13 protein-coding genes, 1 tRNA gene and 1 rRNA gene are annotated in these 22,234 nt (G+C 62.1%); 7 read left to right on the top strand and 8 right to left on the bottom strand.

Features of this window, described 5'->3' with window-relative positions; genetic code table 11:
• Positions 1-16: 16 nt before the first annotated feature.
• Both metH and B5F90_RS07855 read right to left on the bottom strand, forming a co-directional pair.
• Entirely contained in the window at positions 17-3,637 is a 3,621-nt protein-coding gene (metH, locus tag B5F90_RS07860; RefSeq protein WP_087362255.1) for a methionine synthase, read from the bottom strand.
• Position 3,638: 1 nt separating this feature from the next.
• Positions 3,639-4,430, bottom strand: a complete 792-nt coding sequence (locus B5F90_RS07855; RefSeq protein ID WP_087362254.1) for a glutaminyl-peptide cyclotransferase — start codon at positions 4,428-4,430, stop codon at positions 3,639-3,641.
• A 283-nt stretch (positions 4,431-4,713) separates the two neighbouring features.
• Between B5F90_RS07855 and tig the strand changes: the two genes are divergently transcribed.
• The 4 genes from tig (at position 4,714) to B5F90_RS07835 (ending at position 10,336) form a co-directional block, all read left to right on the top strand.
• On the top strand, positions 4,714-6,039 hold the full coding sequence (tig, locus tag B5F90_RS07850; RefSeq protein ID WP_087362253.1) for a trigger factor: 1,326 nt from the start codon (positions 4,714-4,716) through the stop codon (positions 6,037-6,039).
• 255 nt (positions 6,040-6,294) lie between these two features.
• Entirely contained in the window at positions 6,295-6,966 is a 672-nt protein-coding gene (gene clpP / locus B5F90_RS07845) for an ATP-dependent Clp endopeptidase proteolytic subunit ClpP (protein ID WP_087362252.1), read from the top strand.
• Between the two features lie 4 nt (positions 6,967-6,970).
• Positions 6,971-8,251, top strand: coding sequence for an ATP-dependent Clp protease ATP-binding subunit ClpX (gene clpX / locus B5F90_RS07840; RefSeq protein WP_087362251.1), 1,281 nt, complete (start codon positions 6,971-6,973; stop codon positions 8,249-8,251).
• Positions 8,252-8,302: 51 nt separating this feature from the next.
• Positions 8,303-10,336 (top strand): transketolase, encoded by a 2,034-nt coding sequence (locus tag B5F90_RS07835; RefSeq protein WP_087362250.1) that lies wholly within the window; start codon positions 8,303-8,305, stop codon positions 10,334-10,336.
• A gap of 123 nt (positions 10,337-10,459) precedes the next feature.
• Here B5F90_RS07835 and metK read toward each other — a convergent pair whose 3' ends face one another.
• Both metK and B5F90_RS07825 read right to left on the bottom strand, forming a co-directional pair.
• Positions 10,460-11,764 carry a methionine adenosyltransferase gene (metK, locus tag B5F90_RS07830; RefSeq protein ID WP_087362249.1) on the bottom strand — a complete coding sequence of 435 codons (1,305 nt, stop codon included), beginning with the start codon at positions 11,762-11,764 and terminating at the stop codon, positions 10,460-10,462.
• A gap of 305 nt (positions 11,765-12,069) precedes the next feature.
• A complete protein-coding gene (locus tag B5F90_RS07825; protein ID WP_087362248.1) occupies positions 12,070-13,224 on the bottom strand; it encodes a hypothetical protein in 1,155 nt (384 codons plus the stop codon).
• A 534-nt stretch (positions 13,225-13,758) separates the two neighbouring features.
• Between B5F90_RS07825 and B5F90_RS07820 the strand changes: the two genes are divergently transcribed.
• On the top strand, positions 13,759-16,023 hold the full coding sequence (locus B5F90_RS07820) for a glycoside hydrolase family 3 C-terminal domain-containing protein (RefSeq protein ID WP_087362247.1): 2,265 nt from the start codon (positions 13,759-13,761) through the stop codon (positions 16,021-16,023).
• Between the two features lie 270 nt (positions 16,024-16,293).
• On the opposite strand, the gene B5F90_RS07815 is transcribed toward B5F90_RS07820, so the two are convergent.
• The 3 genes from B5F90_RS07815 to B5F90_RS07805 all read right to left on the bottom strand — a co-directional run bounded on the left by B5F90_RS07815 (position 16,294) and on the right by B5F90_RS07805 (position 18,986).
• Complete coding sequence (locus tag B5F90_RS07815) at positions 16,294-17,949, bottom strand: hypothetical protein (RefSeq protein WP_087362246.1); 1,656 nt, start codon at positions 17,947-17,949, stop codon at positions 16,294-16,296.
• Positions 17,950-18,225: 276 nt separating this feature from the next.
• A tRNA-Leu gene (locus B5F90_RS07810) sits at positions 18,226-18,307 on the bottom strand.
• A 67-nt stretch (positions 18,308-18,374) separates the two neighbouring features.
• A complete protein-coding gene (locus tag B5F90_RS07805; protein ID WP_087362245.1) occupies positions 18,375-18,986 on the bottom strand; it encodes a signal peptidase II in 612 nt (203 codons plus the stop codon).
• A gap of 135 nt (positions 18,987-19,121) precedes the next feature.
• Here B5F90_RS07805 and B5F90_RS07800 point away from each other — a divergent pair, with 135 nt between their 5' ends.
• On the top strand, positions 19,122-21,149 hold the full coding sequence (locus B5F90_RS07800) for a subtilase family N-terminal domain-containing protein (protein WP_087362244.1): 2,028 nt from the start codon (positions 19,122-19,124) through the stop codon (positions 21,147-21,149).
• Between the two features lie 8 nt (positions 21,150-21,157).
• On the opposite strand, the gene B5F90_RS07795 is transcribed toward B5F90_RS07800, so the two are convergent.
• Positions 21,158-21,730 carry a hypothetical protein gene (locus B5F90_RS07795; RefSeq protein ID WP_087362243.1) on the bottom strand — a complete coding sequence of 191 codons (573 nt, stop codon included), beginning with the start codon at positions 21,728-21,730 and terminating at the stop codon, positions 21,158-21,160.
• 411 nt (positions 21,731-22,141) lie between these two features.
• Here B5F90_RS07795 and B5F90_RS07790 point away from each other — a divergent pair.
• A 16S ribosomal RNA gene (locus tag B5F90_RS07790) occupies positions 22,142-22,234 on the top strand; the annotation flags it as partial.

Below are 22,234 nucleotides of genomic sequence, written 5' to 3'. Positions count from 1 at the left end.
CGTGTCGGCCGGCGGCTCAAAGGTTGTTGGGCAGCAGCCGGCGGAGCGTCTCCTCGTCCAGGCCGCGGCGTGCGGCGTAGTCGCGCAGCTGCTCCTGGTCGATGTGCCCCACCGAGAAGTACTCGGCATCGGCGAAGAGGAGTCCGCAGAGCGCCTCGCCGGGGTCAATCATCCAGTTCTCGGTCAGCCGCATGCCCGTCGTGCGCTCGACGGCCAGCAGGTCGAACACTTCGCGCTTGAGCGAGTGGTCGGGCGAGGCGGGGTAGCCGAAGGCCATGCGCCGTCCGCGGTAATGGCCGGCAATCACCTCCTCGGGCGAGGGCTGCTCGCCGCCCTCGTAGCCCCACATCCGGCGCCGTACGAAGAGGTGCACCACCTCGGCGAAGGCCTCGGTCAGACGGTCGGCCAGCAGCTTGGCCATGATGGCCGAGTAGTCGTCGCCCGCGGCGCGGAACTTCTCGGTGAGCTCCTTGAGGCCGATGCCGGCCGTCACCGCAAAGCAGCCGAGCCAGTCCCCCTCGGGGGCGATGAAGTCGGCCAGCGAGCGGTTCTGCTCGCCGCGCGTCTGGTTGCGCAGCATGGCGAAGCGGTAGTTGCGCCCCTTGGCGTCGGTGGCGACGATGTCGTCGCCCTCCCTATGGGCGGGGAAGATGCCGACGGCGGCCTGGAGCGTCAGCAGATGCTCCTCGGCGATGTGGTGCAGCAGCGCCTGCGCGTCGTCGAAGAGCTTGCGCGCCTCGGCCCCCTTCTCGGGGTGGTCGAGGATGGCGGGGTAGCGCCCCGCAAGCCCCCAGGCCGGGAAGAAGAAGTTCCAGTCGATGTAGGGGGCGGCGTCGGCGACGTCGAAGTCGGGGAAGACCATCCGTCCCGGATAGAGCGGCTCGACGGGCCGGTGCGGCTCCTCCTCGAGTGCCCGGCGCTTCACCTCGGCGTAGGGGAGCAGCCGGCGGGCCGCCTCGGTGCGGCGGTATTCGGCGCGCAGCTGCTCCTGGCGGCGCTTTACCTCCCCGGCGTAGGCTTCGCGGTCGGGACCGAGCAGGCGGGAGAGGATGAGGCTGTTGCGGCTGGCGTTGAGCGAGTGTGCGACCACGCCCGAGTAGAGCGGCGCAATCTTCACGGCCGTGTGGAGCTCCGAGGTGGTGGCCCCGCCGATGATGACCGGGATGCGCAGTCCGCGCCGCTCGAGCTCCTCGCAGACGTGCGCCATCTCGTCGAGCGACGGGGTGATGAGTCCGCTCAGGCAGATGCAGTCGGCCGGCCAGGCCTGCGCCTCGTCGACGATGCGCGACGGCTCGACCATCACCCCCAGGTCGCGGATTTCGTAGCCGTTGCAGGCCATCACTACCGAGACGATGTTCTTGCCGATGTCGTGCACGTCGCCCTTGACCGTGGCAATCAGCACGCGCCCCGCCTTGGCCGAGGACTGCTCGCCGCTGCGTTCGATGTAGGGGGTCAGCACCGCCACGGCGCGCTTCATGACGCGGGCGCTCTTGACCACCTGGGGCAGGAACATCTTGCCCGCGCCGAAGAGCGTGCCCACCTGCTCCATGGCCGGCATGAGCAGCGTGTCGATGACCGCCATGGGGCTGCCCAGCGTCCTTAGCCCCTCGAGCGCATCCTCCTCGATGTGCTCCGTGATGCCCTTGCGCAGCGCATGGGCAATGCGCTCGGCCAGCGGCTCCGCGCGCCAGGCGTCGTCGGGGGCCTGCTGCCCCTGCCCGGCCGTCTGGTGCACCTGCTGCGCATATTCCGAGAGCCGCTCCGAGGCGTCGGGACGGCGGCAGAGAATCACATCCTCGACCCGTTCGAGCAGCTCGGGCTCGATTTCATCGTAGAGGCGCAGCATCTGCGGGTTGACGATGCCCATGTCCATCCCGGCGCGGATGGCGTGGTAGAGGAAGACCGAGTGCATCGCCTCGCGCACGGCGTTGTTGCCGCGGAAGGCGAACGAGAGGTTCGAGACGCCGCCCGAAACCTTGGCGTAAGGCAGGTGAGCCTTAATCCAGCGCACCGCCTCGATGAAGTCCAGCGCATAGCGGTCGTGCTCGGCGATGCCTGTCGCCACGGCCAGGATGTTGGGGTCGAAGATGATGTCCTCGGGCGGGAATCCCGCCTCGGTCAGCAGCCGGTAGGCCCGCGCCGCCACCTCGATTTTGCGCTCGTAGGTGTCGGCCTGCCCCCGCTCGTCGAAGAGCATCACCACCACGGCGGCGCCGTAGCGGTGGATTTCGCGGGCGCGCCGCAGGAAGGACTCCTCGCCCTCCTTGAGCGAGATGGAGTTGACCACGGACTTGCCCTGCGTCACCTCGAGCCCCGTGCGGAGCACCTCCCACTTCGACGAGTCAATCATCGTCGGCACGCGGGCGATTTCGGGCTCCGAGGCCATCAGGTTGAGGAACGTGCGCATGGCCTCCACGCCGTCAATCAGACCGTCGTCCATGCAGACGTCGACAATCTGCGCTCCGGCCTCGACCTGGGCGCGGGCCACCGAAAGGGCCTCCTCGTAGTTGTGTTCGCGGATGAGCCGCGCGAAGCGTGCCGAGCCGGCCACGTTGGTCCGCTCGCCCACGTTGATGAAGTTCGCCTCGGGGACAATCCGCAGCGGCTCCAGACCGCTCAGCACCGTCTCGTGGCGCGGCGCGGGGAGCGGACGCGGGGCGTAGCGGCCCACAATCTTCGAGAGCTCGAAGATGTGCTCGGGCGTGGTGCCGCAGCAGCCTCCCACGATGTTGAGCAGACCGCGGCGCAGGTACTCCTCCACGTCGGCGGCGAACATCTCGGGGGTCTCGTCGTAGCCCCCCATGACGTTGGGAAGTCCGGCATTGGGGTGGGCCGAGACGCGCACCTCGGCCACCGCCGCCAGCCGCTCCAGATAGGGGAGCATCTGACGCGCGCCGTAGGCGCAGTTGAGCCCCACGGAGAGGAGTCGCGCATGCGACACCGAGACCCAGAAGGCCTCGACGGTCTGCCCCGAGAGGGTGCGGCCGCTGGCGTCGGCCAGCGTCCCCGAGACCATCACCGGAAGCTGCCGCCCGAGCTCCTCGCCCAGACGGTCGACGGCATAGAGCGCCGCCTTGGCGTTGAGCGTGTCGAAGACCGTCTCGATGAGCAGCACGTCGGCGCCCCCTTCGACCAGTCCGCGGGCCTGCTCGCCGTAGGCCTCGGCCAGCTGCGAGAAGGTCACCTCGCGCGCGGCGGGGTCGCTCACGTCGGCCGACATCGAGGCCGTGCGGTTGGTCGGCCCCATCGAGCCCGCGACGAAGCGGGGCTTCGAGGGGTTGCGCTGCGTATACTCGTCGGCCGCCGCACGGGCGATGGAGGCCGCCGCGCGGGCAATCTCTCTCGCGAGGTCGCTTATGCCGTAGTCGGTCAGCGAGATGGCGTTGGCGTTGAACGAGTTGGTGGTTATCAGGTCGGCGCCGGCCTGGAGGTAGCGCGTATGGATTTCGCGGATGATGTCGGGCCGCGTCAGGTTGAGCAGGTCGTTGCAGCCGCGCAGCTGTCCGGGCAGCTCACGGAACCGCTCGCCGCGGTAGTCCGCCTCGGAGAGCCCGTAGCGCTGGACCATCGTGCCGAAGCCGCCGTCGAGCAGCAGGATGCGCTCCTGCAGGGCGTCGTTGAGTCTGTTGTGCGTCATCTTACCGTTCGTGAATCTCTATTTCGAAGATTTTGTCCCAGTTCTTGCCCGTGACGAAGATGCGTCCGCCCGCCTGGTCGTAGGCGATGCCGTTCAGTACGTCGGTCTCGGGCCCCACCTCCTCCTCCGGAAGCAGCCCCGTGAGGTCGACGACCCCCTCGACAACCCCCGTTGCGGGGTTGATGATGACAATCTGGTCCGTCACGTAGACGTTGGCCCAGATGCGGCCGTCAATCCACTCCAGCTCGTTGAGCATCCCGACGGGGGCTCCCGCGAGGGTCACGGCCGTGCTCTTGAGCCGCTTGAAACTCTCCGGGTCAACCGTGTGGATGTACTCCGAGCCGTCGCTCATGTAGAGCATCTTCCCGTCGGTGGTGAGCCCCCACCCCTCGCCCGGGTAGCGGTACTCGCGCAGCTTGGCGCCCGTGGAGGCATCCCAGACGTAGGCCTTGTTCGACTGCCAGGTGAGCTGGTAGACCTTGCCGTCGAGCAGCGTGATGCCCTCGCCGAACTCCGAGCGCGGAAGCCGCGCGACGACCTGCGAGCGGTCGGTCGCGAGCTCCGTGCGGCGCAGCAGCGACTGCCCGAGCTGGCCGGTCCCCTCCCACAATTCGCCGTCGGCGAACTGCAGCCCCTGCGTGTAGCTTTGGGTCGAGTGGGGGTAGGTGTTGCGGACCGTGTAGGTGTAGTGCTTCGGCTCGGGGGGCGTCTCGACCTGCTGCGCGCTGCGCGTGCGGCCTCCGCAGCCGCCCAGGAGCGCCGCTGCGAGCAGAAGTTCGGCTATTGCTTTCATCGTGTGTCGGTTTTGTCTCGTTACAGCCCCGACGCGGAGCCGGGGTAAATTGTGCACAAAGGTACGAAAAAGCGCGCATATTCCGGCTCTTTTTTCTCGGCTTTTCGGCTTCCGGCAGCGGCCCGGCAGCCGGTCGGTTGGTGACGGCACGGGGTGCGATGCGCCCCGCCACGCGGGCCATACATCTTTTTATTGTGAAAAAGCTATTGCTTTGTTTCAGATTTTCACTATCTTTGCAACCCGATTTCGACAAACGGAAAACGAATACAGAAACCATATCAGTATGAAAATCGTAAGAGAACAACGCGAGCAGAATACGTCGCTCATCCGGGTGACGGTGGGCCAGGAGGATTACCGCGAGGAGGTCGAGAAGGCCCTGCGCGAGTACAAACGCAAGGCCAACATTCCGGGCTTCCGTCCCGGCATGGTCCCCATGGGCATCATCAAGAAGATGTACGGCAAGGGCGTCCTGGCCGAGCAGTCCTACCGCAAGGCGTCGAACTCGGTATTCGAGTACCTCCAGAAGGAGAACATCGACTACCTGGGCGACGTGATTCCGTCGGAGGAGCAGGGTGCCTTCGACTTCGACAGCGGCACCGAATTCGAATTCGTCTTCGAAATCGGCGAGGCTCCCGAGCTGAAGCTCGACCTCTCGGAGAAGGACAAGCTGACCTACTACAAAATCAAGATTGACAAGAAGATGCACGAGGACTTCCGCTCGAACTACCTGCGTCGCTACGGCCGTCTGGTCGACGCCGACGCGGTGACTTCGGACGAGGCGCTGTCGGTTACGCTCGACAACGGCGAGATGAAGGTCGAGGATGCCTACGTGGGTCTGATTTCGATGCCCGAGGAGGAGCGCAAGCCCTTCATCGGCAAGAAGGTGGGCGACAAGATGACGGTCAACGTCAACGAGCTCTACCGCACCCCCTCGCAGCGCGCCGCCGTGCTGCAGGTCAAGGAGGGCGAGCTGGAGCACATCAAGCCCGAATTCGAGCTGGAGATTACCCGCATCCGCAAGTTCGCCGAGCCGGAGCTCAACGAGGAGTTCTTCAAGATGGCCTTCCCCGCCGGCAACGTGACGACGGCCGAGCAGTTCGAGGCCTTCATCGACGAGCAGATTGCATCGGAGCTCCGCCGCGAGAGCGACTACCTCTTCACGCTCGAGGTGCGTGACTACCTGGTCAAGAAGGCCGACCTGAAGATGCCCGAGGCATTCCTCAAGCGCTGGCTCTACACCATCAACGAGGGCAAGTTCACGATGGAGGAGATTGAGAAGGACTTCGACCAGTTCCTCAAGATGTTCACCTGGAACTACATCCAGAAGCAGATTATCAAGCAGGAGAACATCACCGTCTCGGCCGACGAGGCTACTGCCGAGGCCAAGGCCTTTGCACAGGCTCAGTTCGCCCAGTACGGCATGCCTTCGGCTCCCGACGACATGCTGGCCGGCTACGCCAAGCAGATTCTCGAGAACAAGGAGCAGGGCCAGAAGATTTACGAGAAGCTCTACGAGACGAAGGTCGTAGAGGCTGTCAAGGCGAAAATCAAGGTGAGCGAGAAGAGCGTCTCGGCCGAGGAATTCGCCAAATTGGCCAAGGAACTTTAGGAATTGCCGAAAAATCCTTATCTTTGAACTTTGCAGGCGTGATGTTTGCAAAGTTCTTTTTTTTGAAACGCCCGCGCGGGGAGACTCCGACCGAAGAGGCTCCGGCCGGTGCGCGGAAAAGGTGGGAGGTGGCCCCTCCGGCACTCCGGCGCGGGGTGCGTCGTCCGTCGTGCGCCTGCGGGACACGACGGAGGTGGTTGCGCCGGGACGCGGGGTGCAGGCCGGGGAGATTCTCCCGAAACGAGCATCAAACTTATGTCAGAATTTGAAAAATACGCCCGGAAACAGTGCGGCATCAGCTCGCTGAAGCTGCACGACTTCCAGTCGGTGAGCGCCGCCTACGTCTCGCCGACCATCATCGAGGAGCGGCAGCTCAACGTCGCCACGATGGATGTCTTCTCGCGCCTGATGATGGACCGCATCATCTTCCTCGGCGCCCCCATCTACGACGATGCCGCCAACATCATCCAGGCGCAGCTGCTCTTTCTCGAGTCGGTCGACCCCGAGAAGGACATCCAGATTTACATCAACTCGCCCGGCGGCTCCGTCTCGGCCGGACTCGGCATCTACGACACGATGCAGCTGGTGAGCCCCGACGTGGCCACCATCTGCACGGGACTGGCCGCCTCGATGGGCGCCGTGTTGCTCACGGCCGGCGCCCGGGGCAAGCGCTCGGCGCTGCCCCATTCGCGGGTAATGATTCACCAGCCGCTGGGCGGTGCCCAGGGTCAGGCCTCCGACATCGAAATCACGGCCCGTGAAATCCTCAAGACCAAACGCGAGCTCTACGAAATCCTCTCGGCGCACTCGGGGGTCTCGCTCAAGAAAATCGAACGCGACGCCGACCGCGACTACTGGCTCACGGCCGCCGAGGCCCGCGAGTACGGCCTCATCGACGAGGTGCTGGCCAAACGAGAGAAGAAATAGAACGATGGCTCAAGGAAAAAACAATAACCCGCATACTCCCAAGGGGGGAGACCGCTGCTCGTTCTGCGGCGCCTCCCGTGAGGAGGTGGAGATTCTCTTTCAGGGCGCCGACGGCGCCAACATCTGCAACCGCTGCATCGAGAACGGCTACCGGATTCTCACCGAAAACGAGGTGGAAGGCAGCCGCCAGCAGGCCGCTCCGCTCAAGGCCGAAGACCTGCTCAAACCTGCCCAAATCAAGGAGTTCCTCGACCAGTACGTCATCGGTCAGGAGGAGGCGAAGCGCTACCTGTCGGTGGCCGTCTACAACCACTACAAGCGGTTGCTCTGCGCCGCGAAGGGGGCCTCGAAGGAGGACGACGTCGAAATCGACAAGTCGAACGTGGTGCTCGTCGGCCCCACCGGTACGGGCAAGACGCTGATGGCCCGCACGATTGCCCGTCTGCTGAAGGTTCCCTTCACGATTGTCGATGCCACGGTGCTCACCGAGGCCGGCTACGTGGGCGAGGATGTCGAGAGCATCCTCTCGCGGCTGCTCCAGGTGGCCGACTACAACGTCGAACTGGCGCAGCGGGGCATCGTCTTCATCGACGAAATCGACAAAATCGCCCGCAAGGGCGACAACCCCTCCATCACGCGTGACGTCTCGGGTGAAGGGGTGCAGCAGGCGCTGCTGAAGATTCTCGAGGGTACGGTGGTCAACGTTCCGCCCCAGGGCGGGCGCAAGCACCCCGAGCAGAAGTTCATCCAGGTCGACACGCGCAACATCCTCTTCATCTGCGGAGGCGCATTCGACGGCATCGAGAAGAAAATCGCCCAGCGGCTCAACACGCGCGCCATCGGCTACGGACAGTCGGGCGCCGGCCATATCGACCGCAGCAACCTGATGCAGTACGTCACGCCGCAGGACCTCAAGTCCTTCGGTCTGATTCCCGAGCTGGTGGGACGTCTGCCGGTGCTCACCTACATGCAGCCGCTCGGCCGCGACGCCCTGCGCTCGATTCTCACCGAGCCCAAGAATGCCATCATCCGCCAGTACAAGCGGCTCTTCGAGATGGACGGCATCGAGCTGGAGTTCGAACCCGCGGCGCTCGACTACATTGTCGACAAGGCGGTCGAGTTCAAGCTCGGCGCACGCGGCCTGCGCTCCATCTGCGAGGCGGTGATGATGGATACGATGTTCGAGCTCCCCTCGTCGGGCGAGCGCAAGTTCACCGTGACGGCCGACTACGCCGCCGCGAAGCTCGAGAAGGCGAAGAGCCTCGCCCAGATGAAGGAGTCCTGAGCACCGCAACGTACCCTCCGGAAAACGAAAACCTTAAATCTTTGAGATAATATGTCTACCAATTCCAAACTTTCGCGAGTAGCCGACAACATCCGGATTCTGTCGGCCGCGATGGTCGAAAAATCGAAATCGGGCCACCCGGGCGGCGCCATGGGCGGCGCGGACTTCATCACGGTGCTCTACGCCGAGTTCCTGCGCTACGACCCCTCGAACATGCGCTATCCGTTCCGTGACCGCTTCTTCCTCGACCCGGGACACATGTCGCCGATGCTCTACTCGACGCTCTCGCTGGCGGGCTTCTATACGACGGAGGACCTCCAGTCGCTGCGCCAGTGGGGCAGCATCACGCCGGGCCATCCCGAGGTGGATGTCCTCCACGGCGTGGAGAATACCTCGGGCCCGCTGGGCCAGGGCCATGCCATGGCACTCGGTGCAGCCATTGCCGAGCGTTTCCTGGTAGCGCGCTTCGGCGAGTGGATGGCCCACAAGACCTATGCCTACATCTCCGACGGCGGCGTTGAGGAGGAGATATCGCAGGGCGTGGGCCGCATCGCCGGCCATCTGGGTCTGAGCAACTTCATCATGTACTACGACGCCAACAACGTGCAGCTCTCGACCAAGGTCGACGAGGTCGACACGGAGAACGTGGCGATGAAATACGAGGCGTGGGGCTGGAACGTGCTCACCATCGACGGCAACAACATCAACGAGATTCGCGAGGCGCTCGTGGCGGCCAACTCCGAGACCGAGCGTCCGACGCTCATCATCGGCCGTACGGTGATGGGCAAGGGTGCCGTGGCAGCCGACGGCAGCAGCTTCGAGGACCGCGTCTCGACGCACGGACAGCCCCTTTCGGCCGCCGGCGCCGACTTCGCCGCCACGGTCAAGCATCTGGGCGGTGACCCCGAGCACCCCTTCGCCGTCTTCGAGGAGAGCCGCGAGGTCTTTGCCGAGCGGCGCGCCGAGCTGGCGGAGTGGGCCGCCTCGCAGGCCGAGGCGGAGCGCTCGTGGCGCAAGGAGAACAAGGAGCTCTCCCTGAAGCTCGACCGCTTCCTCTCGGGCGAACTTCCCGACATCGACTACAAGAGCATCGAGGTGAAGGCCGACTGCGCAACGCGCGCCGCCTCGTCGTCCGTACTGGCACACTTCGCCGGCCGAATTGAGAACATGGTGGTCGCTTCGGCCGACCTCTCCAATTCGGACAAGACCGACGGCTTCCTCAAGAAGACCAAGGCCTTCACGCGCGGCGACTTCTCGGGCAACTTCTTCCAGCCCGGCGTGGCCGAGCTGACGATGGCCTGCATCATGAACGGCATGGCGCTCCACGGCGGTGTGATTCCCGTCTGCGGCACCTTCTTCGTCTTCTCGGACTACATGAAGCCGGCCGTACGTCTGGCGGCGCTCATGCGTCTGCACGTGATTTACGTCTGGAGCCACGACTCGTTCCGCGTGGGCGAGGACGGTCCGACGCACCAGCCCGTCGAGCACGAGGCTCAGATTCGTCTGATGGAGCACCTGCACAACCACCGCGGCGAGCGCTCGATGGTGGTGCTGCGCCCGGCCGACGGCGACGAGACGGTGATGGCCTGGAAGCAGGCCGTCGAGGAGCAGCGCCCCGTGGCACTCATCCTCTCGCGCCAGAACATCAAGACGCTTCCGGCGCTGGGCAGCGGCAGCCGCCGCGAGGAGGCCGCACAGGTCGCCAAGGGCGGATACGTGGTCTACGACTCGGCCAAACCGGTGGTGGTGATGCTCGCCACGGGCTCCGAGGTGGCCACCCTCATCGAGGGCGCCGAGCTGCTGGCCGCCGAGGGCATTCCCGTCCGCGTGGTCAACATGCCGAGCGAGGGTCTCTTCCGCGACCAGCCCCGCTCCTACCAGGAGAGCGTCCTGCCGCAGGGCGTCATGCGCTACGGCATGACCTCGGGTCTGCCCGTCAACCTGCTGGGTCTGGTGGGCGACGAGAGCCACATCCACGGTCTGAACCACTTCGGCTTCTCGGCACCCTACAAGGTGCTCGACGAGAAGTTCGGCTACAACGGCGCCACCGTGGCCGCCGAGGTCAAGAAGCTCCTCGGCCGGTAGTCCCCGGATTGCATTCCGACACGAAAAAACCTCCGACACCGCAGTGTCGGAGGTTTTTTCGTTGAGGTGTTTGCTGCGGCGCGCGGCGCTCCGGACCGCGGGTCCGGGCCGACGCCCGCCGGCTCAGAGTCCGAACTCCTTGCGGATGAGCTCCACCGCGTCGAGCTTCTCCCAGCCGAAGAACTCGATTTCGCGCTCCACCTCGCGGCCGTTCTCCCACAGCTTCTCGACCCGCTTGAAGGGGCGGTTGCCGAAGTGTCCGTAGGAGGCTGTCGCCTCGAAGATGGGGTTCTTCAGTCCGAAACGCTTGACGATGGCGGCCGGGCGCAGGTCGAAGAGCTTGCCGATGCGGCGGGCAATCTCGCCGTCGGTCATGCCGGCCAGCGCGGCCGGACGCTCCGAGCGGTAGGTGTCGACGTAAATCGAGAGCGGCTCGGCGATGCCGATGGCATACGAGAGCTCGACGAGCACCTCGTCGGCAACGCCCGCAGCCACCAGGTTCTTGGCGATGTAGCGTGCGGCATAGGCGGCCGAACGGTCCACCTTCGAGGAGTCCTTGCCCGAGAAGGCGCCGCCTCCGTGGGCGCCGCGCCCTCCGTAGGTGTCGACGATAATCTTGCGGCCGGTCAGTCCGCTGTCCCCGTGAGGGCCGCCGATGACGAACTTGCCCGTGGGGTTGACGTGGAGGATGTAGTCGTCGCCGATGAGGTCGGCGAGCTTGTCCCCGGCACGCTCCAGACGCGCCTTGACGCGCGGGATGAGAATCGTGCGCACATCTTCGCGAATCTGCTCCTGCATCAGACGCTCGGCCTGCTTCTCGCTGCGGCCCTCGCCCGGGAGGATGAATTCGTCGTGCTGCGTCGAGACGACAATCGTGTGGACGCGCAGCGGCTTGTTGGTCTGCTCGTCGTACTCGATGGTCACCTGCGACTTGGAGTCGGGACGCAGATAGGTCATCACCTTGCCTTCGCGGCGGATGGCGGCCAGCTCCTTCAGGATGACGTGCGAGAGGATGAGCGTCGCGGGCATATACTCGCGCGTCTCGTTGCAGGCGTAACCGAACATGATGCCCTGGTCGCCGGCGCCCTGCTCCTCCTCTTCGGCGCGGACTACGCCCTGGTTGATGTCGGACGACTGCTCGTGGATGGCCGAGAGTACGCCGCACGAGTTGCCGTCGAACTGGTATTCGCTCTTGGTGTACCCGATGCGGTTGATGACGCGGCGTGCAACGCCCTGTACGTCGACGTAGGCGTCCGAGCGCACTTCGCCGGCCACAACGACCAGACCCGTGGTGCAGAGCGTCTCGCAGGCGACCTTCGAGTTGGGGTCGTGGCGCAGAAATTCATCGAGGATAGCGTCGGAAATCTGGTCCGCCACCTTGTCGGGATGTCCTTCGGATACCGATTCCGAGGTAAATAAAAAGCCCATTTTGATACATTTTTAATGGTTAAACGTATAAAATGGGAAAAATCGGCTGATGGAATAAAAAAGCTGTTTTAGCGATTTTTTATTGTGGTTGCAATCAGTCAAATCTTTCCACATTCTCCGCTTTTCATCGAAGCGGACCGCAAAGTTACGCAATATTTCCGGTTCGACAAATTTTTTTTGCGAAAATTGCTTCCGGCCGAAGCGTCAGGGTTCGTACGGGACCGGAAAGGTGGAGCAGAGACAGCGGCCTTCGGCACAGAGCTGAAGGCCGCTGCCGTTCCCGGAGGGGCTTTCCGGGGTATCACTCAGGGACGCAATACGAAGACAATCCGGTATTCGCCCTCGTGCTCGAGCACCGGGCCAATCTGCTCGGCCCATAGCGCGATGCTTCCCCGGTCGTTCCGGATGACGAAGGCCTCGCTGCCGTCGGCAAGACGTTCCCAGCTGCCCGCGCCGCAGCGGTCGGCGATTGCCTCACAACGGCGGAGAAGCTCCCCGCGCAGAGCCTCCCTGGTGGGGTAGCAGTCGGTGAAGCAGCCGCTGATGGTGTGGACGGTCCCGCCCGGCGTTGCGGTGTGGAGCGTGATTTCGCAGGGTGCCCCGTCGAGCCGTCCGCTCATCGTCACCTGGATGTCGGCCGCTCCCAGAAGCCCGCCCATCGCAGCGTTGTATTCGTCCCAGACCTGGTCGACCGCGGCGTCGGCCAGCTCGACGAAGCCGTGCCGGTCGAGCACCTCGAAGGCCTCCTGGAGCGAAGCCCCGAGGGGAATATCCTCCGGCAGGATTCCGACCGACGGCTCAGGTTGGGGAAGGTATTCGTCGATGTCAAACGCCACCAGCGTCACGAAGTTCACCCGTCCGGTTCCCTGCTCGACGCAGGGGAGGTCGTCCGTCCGGTAGAGCACCGCGAAGGTGAGGTCGTGCGTGGTCCAGAGCGTCATTCGTACTCCGTCGGTATGCTCGCCCGAGTGTTGGTATTTGGTTCCGACATAATCCGGCTCCACGCCAATTGTCGCGCGGGTCTCCTCTCCGGGGCAGGTCTCGAGGGGCGTGTCGCCCGCCCGCATGAAGCAGGGCTGGCTGAAGCCGAGGTGTTCGTATTGGCGGTCCTGCTCGGAGAGTCCGTAGCAGAGCGTGAGCCACCAGTTCAGTTCGGCGATGGCTTGGGCGCGGGTGTAGCGCATGGTGGATTTCCTGTCTGGCGAGACGCCGTAGAAGAAGCGGCCGCCCGGCCGCTTCTGGAAGATGATGTTGCCGTCGTCGAGCCGGAGCAGTACCCAAACGTCGGCACCCTTCCAGGCGGCTTGTGCTACGTTGAGTTCTCCGCGGGAGTCGAGTGCGTCGGCCAGGTCGAGGTAATAATGTACGCGCGGAGAGTGAAGGTCGAGCTTCACTTCGCGGTTCTGCGCTGCCAGTTGGGCCGTGAGGAGCAGCATCAGGGCGGTAAGGATGCGTTTCATGGGAAGATTTTTTTAGGGTATCTTTCGGCGCTGCGGCTCCGGACGGGACTTTTGGCCCGAACCGGACCGGGGCTATACAAATATAGTGATTTGCAGCACATATCCGTCCTGTTTGAGATTGATTTCTATCGTTTGCGGCTCCTTCCCCCCGGATGGACAAACCGATTCGGTGCACCGTTTTGCGGAGCCGGCGGCCGGCATTCGGCCCCCGGAGTGCGGTTGCGGCCTGTTTTTCTCTACGGCCAACGTCTCCGTAAGGGGCCGAAACAGCGCGCTACAGCCGTTTTGCACGGTAGATGTTTCGGCGATATTTCGTAACTTTGGATGTTTCGGCGATATTTCGTAACTTTGTAGGTGCAGCCCCGTCTGGAGCACTCCGGAGCAGGGTTGACGAAGCCGCTTCGGCGGCCTGTTCCTGCGGCGCTGCCTCCCCCGGGCGTGCGGCGACATTGCCGAAGCCCGTAAGCCGAGACCCCGACGCGCGGAAGCCGATACCTTTGATACTTTTACCTGTTTACCAACCAAAACCTACCTATGAAGAGACTACTCTTGCCCGCCTTGCTGCTCTTTGCACTTGGCCCGACGGGCGCCAGGGGGCAGCAGACTGCTCCGCTCTACCTGCAGCAGGATGCCCCCATCGAGGAGCGCGTCGAGGATGCCCTGCAGCGCCTCACGCTTGAGGAAAAGGTGGCCCTGTGCCACGCCCAGTCGAAATTCTCCTCGCCGGGTGTCGCCCGGCTCGGCATTCCCGAACTGAAGATGAGCGACGGCCCCCACGGCGTGCGCGCCGAGATTGAGTGGAACAGCTGGCGCCACGCCGGCTGGACCAACGACTCGATTACGGCCTTCCCGGCGCTGACGGCCCTCGCCGCCACGTGGAATCCCCGGATGGCCGCCCTCTACGGCCGTGCCATCGGCGAGGAGGCCCGCTACCGCGGCAAGGATGTCCTGCTGGGTCCCGGAGTCAACATCTACCGCACGCCGCTCAACGGCCGCAACTTCGAGTACATGGGCGAGGACCCCTGCCTGGCCGGCGCAATGGCCGTTCCCTACATCCGGGCGCTTCAGAAGAACGGTGTGGCGGCCTGCGTCAAGCACTTTGCCCTGAACAACCAGGAGCAGTGGCGCACGTCGGTCGACGTCGTTGTGAGCGAGCGCGCCCTGCGCGAACTCTACCTGCCGGCCTTCCACCGTGCGGTGGTCGACGGCGGTGTGTGGAGCATCATGGGCTCCTACAACCGCTATCTGGGGCAGCACTGCTGCCACAACAGCGTGCTGCTCAACGATATTCTGCGCGGTGAGTGGGGCTTCGACGGCTGCGTCATCTCCGACTGGGGCGGAACGCACGACACGCGCGAGGCGGCGCTCAACGGGCTTGACATCGAGATGGGCACCCATACCGACGGCCTGACCACGGAGAGCCGCTCGGGTTACGACGCCTACTACCTGGCTCAGCCCTATCTGGAGTTGCTGCGCAGCGGCGAGCTGCCCCTTGAGACCGTCGACGAGAAGGCCCGCCGCATCCTGCGGCTGATTTTCCGCACCGCGATGAATCCCCGCCGTCCGTGGGGTTCGCTCTGCTCCGAGGAGCACTACGCCGCGGCAAAGGCCATCGGCGACGAGTCGATAGTCCTGCTCAGAAACAACGGCATCCTGCCCCTCGAGACCGACCGCTACGAGCGGATTCTGGTCGTGGGCGACAACGCCACGCGGCGTCTGACCGATGGCGGCGGGTCGTCGGAGCTCAAGACCAAACGGACCATCTCGCCGCTTGAGGCCCTCAAGACGCTCTACGGAGACAAAATCCGCTATGCGCAGGGGTACACCTGCGGCAATCCGCTCTATGGCAAGGTTGAGGAGGTGCCGGCCGCCACGATGGATTCGCTCCGGAGCGAGGCTGTTGCGCTGGCCCGCACGGCCGACGTCGTCATCTACGTCGGCGGACTGAACAAGAATGCCTACCAGGACTGCGAGTCGACCGACCGTCGGTCGTACGACCTCCCCTTCGGGCAGAATGAGCTCATCGAGGCGCTGGCGGAGGCCAATCCCAACCTCGTCGTCGTGAACATCACCGGCAATGCCTACGCCATGCCGTGGGTCGACCGTGTGCCGGCCATTCTGCACGCCTCCTACCTGGGCAGCATGGGCGGGCAGTCGATTGCCGACGTCCTCAGCGGCCGGGTCAACCCCTCGGGCAAGCTGCCCTATTCGATTCCCGTCCGTCTGTCGGACTGCGCGGCGCACGCCTCGGGCGATGCGTCCAACTATCCGGGCATCAAGCCCGAAGGCATCTCCATAAAGAAGGCTCCCGACGCTCCTGCCGACAGCAGGGCCTATCCGCAGGTGACCTACGCCGAGGATATTCTGGTCGGCTATCGCTGGCACGACACCCGGAGAATCCCGGCGCTCTTCCCCTTCGGCCACGGTCTGAGCTATACGACCTTCTCCTACGGGCGGCCTGAGGTGTCGGCCGCGAAGATGGGCCCCGGTGAGCGTCTGGAGATTCGCGTCCCGGTCACCAACGAGGGCTCGCGGGACGGCATGGAGGTGGTGCAGCTCTACGTCGGCGACGACAAGTGTTCGGTTCTGCGCCCGCTTAAGGAGCTCAAGCATTTCCGGAAACTCTTCATCGAGGCCGGCGGGAGTGCCGAGGCGGAGTTTACCCTGACGGAGGATGACCTGAAGTTCTTCGACGAGCAGTCGCACGGCTGGGTAGCCGAAGAGGGCACCTTCACGCTCTACATCGGCTCTTCGTCGACGGATATCCGCCAGAAGGTGAAGTTCCGGTATACGGATTGACGGGCTTCCGCCCGGGAGGCCTTTGCCCGGGATGCAGTCCCATTCGGGTTTTGCCCCTGCTCCGAATGCACCTTTCGCAACGCTCCGCCCTTTTCGGGCTGCACTTCTGCCCCGAACGCTCTTTCCGCAACGCTTCGCCGCTGCTGCAACGGTCTGCCGCCCAGAGGGGCGGCAGACCGTTTTTTTGTGCGAGGGCGGAAGGGTAGGGCGGTGGGGCTGTGTTGTGGCGTAGACTATTTCGGAAAAACTGGGCCGGGACGGCACGCCTTCTTACTCCATTCCGTCACCTGTCTTCGGGGACGTTGCGTTTGTCAGTGCCTCTGCTTTGGCGCGCATGGCTTTGGCCTTCCCGGCCTTGCCGGCACGTTGGTAGAGCCGTGCCATGCACCGGTAGGTCGTGATGCTTAACCGGGTTTGCCGCGGAGTGAGCTGCTGCCGGCCTGTGACCTGTTCGAATACGGGCCATATCCGGCTCGTCATCATTTTCAGTGCAGCCTTGGGCTCTGTGCGGGAGCGTTTCTCGGCCAGTACGGTTCCCGTACGGATGTACCATTCGGAGTATTCGGCCTCGCCGGTCGTTTCGCTCAGCTGTTCGAAGAGCGCTTGCAGGTCGTTGAGTCCGGCTTCCGCCGATGATGCAAACCGGGAGCGAGTCTCTGCGGCGATGAACCGCAGGTGGGCCGATGCGGGCGAAAGCGCTCCGTTTTCGAGTCGGGAGGCCTGTTCCGCAATTCCGAGCAGTGCGTCGCGCCAGGGTGCAAACGACTCGTCGTAAACCGCATCACTGCAGGGCGTGCCGATGTCGGGAAGTTTGGCCAGCAGTTGTTCGGCAAGTGCGACATACTCCGTTGGATATTCGAGCGGCAGCGGCCCGTTGAGCAGGTAGTCAAGCCGTGCCGCGACGGTCGGATTGTCGACGAATGCCGTATATACCGTATCACGAAGCCGATGGAGCTGCTCGGTGAAGGCCCCTTTGTCGGCCTCCATTCCCCACGTGAGGTATTCGTTTGCACGCGAGGGGTCGACCTTCAGGGCTGCACGGTAGAGCAGAAAAGCCATTGCCGGGTTACTTTTGGCGCAGTGGACTGCTGCCTCGTTTTCTGCAAAGAGGATGAGCAGTTCGTCGTAACGCGCTGCGTCGCTCAGCAGCGATGCCGTGGTGTGGAGAAGCCCGGAACGGCTGAGCCGGAAGGGCTTCGGATGCTTTTGTGCGGTGCGTATCGCCTCCATGAAGAGCGTGCCGGCTGCAGTGGTATCTCCACTCACCAGACGCAGCATTCCTTGCGAAAGGAGCCGGTTCCCGCTCTTATACCGTTCGTTAAGACGGGTGAGAATCCGAAGATTTTCAAGTCCTCTTGATGTGGTGTCGGGCGTTGTCCAATAGGGTTGGAGCCAGTATTCGGAGGTGTATTCGACCATCGGGCGGGCATATTCCCTGCATGTTGGCATCATCGAGTCGACGACGTAGGCGAGCAGTCGGGGTGAAGGATGATAGCACATGAAACGTTTCACGCAGTCGGCAGCCACGCTGTCGAGCCCGAGCAGGGCAGCCTGATCTCCCACCCATATCCATCGCTGGGGCGTACGAGTCGGTTTCCGCTGCTCCATCTCGGAGCAGAGTTGCCGATAGTCGTCCAGTACCCTCTTTTGGAGGGTTCTGTGAAATTGCCCCTGCAGCGGCTTGAGACGGGGCAGGGGGGTGCGGCTGCTGTCCGGTACAAGGTCGATGTGAACGGGCATCGGTTTGAGAAGCTTCGGGTCGATGTTCCGCTCAATGGGAGGTACGGGCGGGTTTTGGACAGCATGGTAGCTTTCGAAAAGTATCTTGCCGGCTATCGCCGATTTCCTTGCCTTGGGTTGGGCCTGGCCGGCCGGGACTCCGGTGAGGAGTGAAAGCAAAAGCCCGATTGTCAGAATCTGTTTCATGGGAGCCTGTCGGATTTGATGCATGTCTTTATTCGACTTGCCGGGTGTCCTTCATCTGGAGGGCGTCCCTCATACCGGATTGTCCCGGTTCCCCGGCGGACTGCAGGCACGCTTCCCATTCGTGCGAAGCGGTTGAGGAGTCGTGCCGTGCTGAACAAAAATACACAAAAATGGATAAATCCGTCCAACTTGGCCGCTTTTTTGTCGGGCCCCGTATCCGGAGGAGTGCAAAGATAAAGCAAAACCCCGTCGAACGTATGTTCAACGGGGTTTCAGTGCCCAGGACAGGAATCGAACCTGCACGCCTTGCGGCACACGCACCTGAAACGTGCGCGTCTACCTATTCCGCCACCTGGGCCTTTCGGTTTTGTGGTTGCAAAGGTAATGCTTTATTCCGTATCTGCAAATTTTTTCGCCGAAAAAAATTACTTGCTGATGAACTTGTACTGGAATACAAGCAGATAGACTGCGGCCAACGAGATGTATACATCCGCCAGATTGAAAATCGCCCCGAAGAAGTAGTTGTTGCTGTCGACCAGGAAGCGCAGAAATCCCGGGCAGCTGTTCCACTGGAAGAGCGGGAAGTAGAACATGTCGACCACCTTGCCCATCATCAGCCCGGCGTAGTGGCCGCCGAAGTGGGCCACCGTCCAGGGGGTCGATTCCGAGAAAATCAACCCGTAGAAGGCGCTGTCGATGATGTTGCCCACGGCGCCGGCCAGAATCAGCGCCAGTCCGACGAGCACCCCCTTGGGGGTGTTCTCCCGCTTGGAGAGGCGCCAGATGAGCCACCCCACCAGACACGACAGGGCAATGCGGAAGATGCCCAGCAGCAGTTTTCCCCAGTCGAAGGCCCCCGACGAGGCAATGTGCATGCCGTAGGCCGCACCCTTGTTCTCGATGAAGCGCAGCTGGAACCAGTCCGGGAATACGATGATGGCTTCGTCGAGCTGCATGTGGGTCTTGACCCAGATTTTGAGTGCCTGGTCGGCAACCAGCAACACTATTATTAATAAGGTGAGGTTTTTCAGCTTCATGGTGCCTCGTTTTAGAATTTGGTGCAAATGTAGTGAAAAATCTCTTTTTTGCCGGGTTCCGTAGATTTTTTGAGCCGCTTTTCTTTTTTTTGCAAAAAAAAACATATCTTTGAAAATCTAAATTTCCGCAAAATTATGAAGAAAACGTTACTTCTTTTCAGTGCTTTGGCGCTGTTCGCTTGTGCGAATGACCCGACGGAGGAGGCCTCGGGGGGCGTTTCGTCCAGCAACCAGGCCGTTATCGTGGGCTCGTCAGAGCATGCGGTTGTCGGCCGTATCAATCTGAAAGTCACTCCGGAGATTGCCGACGCCATCGAGGCTGTCGCCAAGACCCGCGGTCCGCAAACCCGCACGGGAGTCGATGATATCGACCTTATCTTCAACGAAATCGGCGTGGAGCATCTCGAGCGCATCTTCCCCTACAGCGAGCGTTATGAGGAGCGTCACCGTCAGTACGGTCTGCACCAGTGGTATACGGTTTCCTTCGATACGGAGGCCCAACTCGCCGAGGTGGCTCAGCGCCTGAGCCTCTGCCCCGAGGTTTCGGTCGTTGAGTACAACTACCGGACCCGTGCCCTGAAGGAGGGTCCGGCCGTCCCCTTCAACAAGGCGGAACTTGCACCCGAGGCCGCTCAGACGCGTGTCAGCATGATGCCGATGAACGACCCCAAGCTGGAGCATCAGTGGCATTACGACAATACGGGCCCGACGACCACCTTCCCCAGGAAGAGCGAGGGTGCCGATGTCAATGCCTTTGATGCATGGAATCTCTGCACGGGTGACGGCGCCGCAACGGATATCATCGTAGCGGTGATTGACGAGCCGGTGCAGTATACGCACCCCGACCTGGAGGCCAACATGTGGACCAACCCCAATACGTCGGAGAATGCGCCTCACGGATACAACTTCTGGAACCAGTCCGGAGAGCTTGACTGGAAGAGCTCCTCCTACTCGCCGCAGTACGGTTACGAGTATTCCGACCACGGTTCGCACGTAGCCGGTACGATTGCCGCAGTCAACAACAACGGAATCGGCGTGTGCGGTATTGCCGGCGGCAGCGGCAACGGTGGCAGCGTGAAAATCATGTCGTGCCAGACGATGGGCCATTCGAACACCAACATCAACTACAACGCCCCGCAGCAGGCCTTTACCTGGGCTGCCGACCACGGAGCCGTCATCGCCCAGAACAGCTGGGGATACTCCGATTCGATGACCGGCGGCGAGTTATCCGAGGATGTATGGAATTCATCGTATGGCTCTCTGCGTTCGGCAATCAACTACTTCATCTTGACGGCCGGTACGGACAATCCCAACTCGCCGATTTCGGGCGGTCTGGTGATTTTCGCAGCCGGCAACTCGGGTGATGTCAACGGCGATGTTAAGACGTGGCCCGCAGCCTACGCTCCGGTGATTGCCGTCAGCTCGATGAGTTGGGACTTCTGCCCCGCCTACTATACCAACTACGGTACGTGGAGCGACATTACGGCTCCGGGTGGTGATGCCTACGACGCTCCCTCCGGCGGCAAGTATTATGCGGATGCACAGGTGCTGAGCACCATTCTTCAGGATGCATCGATGAACTTCCGGGATGGTCGTACCGGTGACGGTACGGGCTACATGCAGGGTACCTCGATGGCTTGCCCCCACGTATCGGGTGTTGCAGCACTTGGTCTGGTCTATGCATCGAAGATTGGCAAGAAGTTCACGGCCGAGGAGTACACCGCTCTGCTGCTCTCCTCTACCAACGACATCAATCCCTACCTGACCGGCGTGAAGAGCCATCCTGCGGGAAATATCACGCTCTCGGACTACCAGTACAAGATGGGCCGCGGTTATGTGGATGCCTACAAGCTGCTGCTCGCCATCAAGGGTACGCCTGTTCTGCAGGTTGCTCCGGGCGTCGAGACGAGTGTCGATCTGGTTCGCTACTTCGGCGGCCCCTCGGGACGTCTTACCGTCTCGGGTCTCGAAATCAGCTCGACGGATCGCCAGAAGCTTGGCATGACCAAGCTCCCGACGGTTGCCAATGGCATTATGAAGCTGACCTGCCAGAATGTTGGTTCGGGCATGTGCACCATTACGGCTACGATGGGCGGCATGACCGTCAAGCGTGAGTTCGCCATCCTCTCGCGTGAGATGGCTGACAATGGCGGCTGGCTCTGATTTGGCTTCTACCTAGCAACGTACCGGCGCCCGATGAGGGCGCCGGTTTTTTTGTGTCCATGCACCTCAATCGGCACTTCCCCCCTCCAGCCGGTTCTTTCCCCCTCCAGCCGGCTCTTTTGAGGCGCTCCTGGCCTTCTTTTGACCCTCTCCCGGTCTTTTGTGGCCTTTCCGTGCCCTCTCCGTGCTCCCTCCTTGCTCTCTCCGTGCTTCCTCCTTGCCCTTTCCGTGCCCTTTCCTTGCTCTCCCTTGCTCTCTCCTTGCTCTCTCCGTGTCTTCTCCGTGCTCTTTCCTTGCCCTTTCCTTGCTTCCTCCTTGCTCTCTCCGTGTCCTTTCCATGACCTCCTCCCGATTCCTTTGAAGGGTGGCAAACCTCCTCCGCGGGCCTCCGGCGTGATGCATGCGCCCGTGTCGTCGATATATCGGCAGTCGTTCTTCTTTTTCCGGAGCCCCGTCAATGCGGTTTTCCTTGGTCCGCTCTTCCGGTATCGATGCGCGGCGAAGAACCGAGCCCGTCTTTTTCCGCTCGGGCCCGACTTCCTCATATCGGCCTGCCGCCTCGTTTTTGTCAGTCCGAGCATGCTGTTTTATCCATATACATAGGTATTTTGGGCTAAAAATGCCAAAATGATGTTTTTTTGATGAAAAAAAGAGCAAAATGCTTGCAGATTCAAAAAAAGTCCCTACCTTTGCATCCGCATTTGAGAAATAACGGTTCTTACAAAGTCTGAAGGTTGCGAAAAGGAACTCCTGAAAGGAACCTTACGGCAGAGGCTGAAAATCGAAAATGCAAAGTTCTTGAAAAAATATTTGCAGGATTAAAAAAGATGACTTATCTTTGCAGTCCTTTCACACCACAAATGTGAAGTATTTTTCAACTGGTTCTTTGAATTACTGGTTTGTTTGAGAGCAAAGAAATGTAGTATTTATCTGTCAATTTCCTTTAAACGGAAAGCGAAGCAGTCAGGACTCTAACGATACATTAATTTTTTACAATGGAGAGTTTGATCCTGGCTCAGGATGAACGCTAGCGGCAGGCTTAACACATGCAAGTCGAGGGGCAGCGAGATTGAAGCTTGCTTCAA

Source organism: Alistipes sp. An31A (assembly GCF_002159425.1).
Classification (GTDB): Bacteria; Bacteroidota; Bacteroidia; order Bacteroidales; family Rikenellaceae; genus Alistipes; species Alistipes excrementigallinarum.
This window is presented reverse-complemented; position numbering and strand designations above follow the sequence as displayed.

Bases quoted from the DNA above. Each gene is read 5' to 3' on its own strand.
- metH (WP_087362255.1), bottom strand. From the start codon at position 3,637: ATGACGCACAACAGACTCAACGACGCCCTGCAGGAGCGCATCCTGCTG.
- B5F90_RS07855 (WP_087362254.1), bottom strand. From the start codon at position 4,430: ATGAAAGCAATAGCCGAACTTCTGCTCGCAGCGGCGCTCCTGGGCGGC.
- tig (WP_087362253.1), top strand. From the start codon at position 4,714: ATGAAAATCGTAAGAGAACAACGCGAGCAGAATACGTCGCTCATCCGG.
- clpP (WP_087362252.1), top strand. From the start codon at position 6,295: ATGTCAGAATTTGAAAAATACGCCCGGAAACAGTGCGGCATCAGCTCG.
- clpX (WP_087362251.1), top strand. From the start codon at position 6,971: ATGGCTCAAGGAAAAAACAATAACCCGCATACTCCCAAGGGGGGAGAC.
- B5F90_RS07835 (WP_087362250.1), top strand. From the start codon at position 8,303: ATGTCTACCAATTCCAAACTTTCGCGAGTAGCCGACAACATCCGGATT.
- metK (WP_087362249.1), bottom strand. From the start codon at position 11,764: ATGGGCTTTTTATTTACCTCGGAATCGGTATCCGAAGGACATCCCGAC.
- B5F90_RS07825 (WP_087362248.1), bottom strand. From the start codon at position 13,224: ATGAAACGCATCCTTACCGCCCTGATGCTGCTCCTCACGGCCCAACTG.
- B5F90_RS07820 (WP_087362247.1), top strand. From the start codon at position 13,759: ATGAAGAGACTACTCTTGCCCGCCTTGCTGCTCTTTGCACTTGGCCCG.
- B5F90_RS07815 (WP_087362246.1), bottom strand. From the start codon at position 17,949: ATGAAACAGATTCTGACAATCGGGCTTTTGCTTTCACTCCTCACCGGA.
- B5F90_RS07805 (WP_087362245.1), bottom strand. From the start codon at position 18,986: ATGAAGCTGAAAAACCTCACCTTATTAATAATAGTGTTGCTGGTTGCC.
- B5F90_RS07800 (WP_087362244.1), top strand. From the start codon at position 19,122: ATGAAGAAAACGTTACTTCTTTTCAGTGCTTTGGCGCTGTTCGCTTGT.
- B5F90_RS07795 (WP_087362243.1), bottom strand. From the start codon at position 21,730: ATGCTCGGACTGACAAAAACGAGGCGGCAGGCCGATATGAGGAAGTCG.